At 55.4% G+C, this 361-nt stretch carries 1 protein-coding gene; it reads left to right on the forward strand.

Annotated features, from left to right (window positions below; genetic code table 11):
- Positions 1–361, forward strand: a 361-nt coding sequence (locus FDX22_RS29865) for a GTP-binding protein (RefSeq protein WP_255433116.1), incomplete at both ends; no start/stop codon positions are given.

Genomic DNA, 361 nt, shown 5'->3' on the forward strand with positions numbered 1-361 from the left:
TCAACACTTCTCACGTTGAATATGACACCCCGTCTCGCCACTACGCACACGTAGACTGCCCGGGCCACGCCGACTATGTTAAAAACATGATCACCGGTGCTGCGCAGATGGACGGCGCGATCCTGGTTGTTGCTGCGACTGACGGCCCGATGCCGCAGACTCGTGAGCACATCCTGCTGGGTCGTCAGGTTGGCGTTCCGTACATCATCGTGTTCCTGAACAAATGCGACATGGTTGATGACGAAGAGCTGCTGGAACTGGTAGAAATGGAAGTTCGTGAACTTCTGTCTCAGTACGATTTCCCGGGCGACGATACTCCGATCGTTCGTGGTTCTGCTCTGAAAGCGCTGGAAGGCGAAGC

This window comes from Citrobacter sp. TBCS-14 (assembly GCF_005280805.1).
GTDB lineage: Bacteria > Pseudomonadota > Gammaproteobacteria > Enterobacterales > Enterobacteriaceae > Citrobacter > Citrobacter gillenii.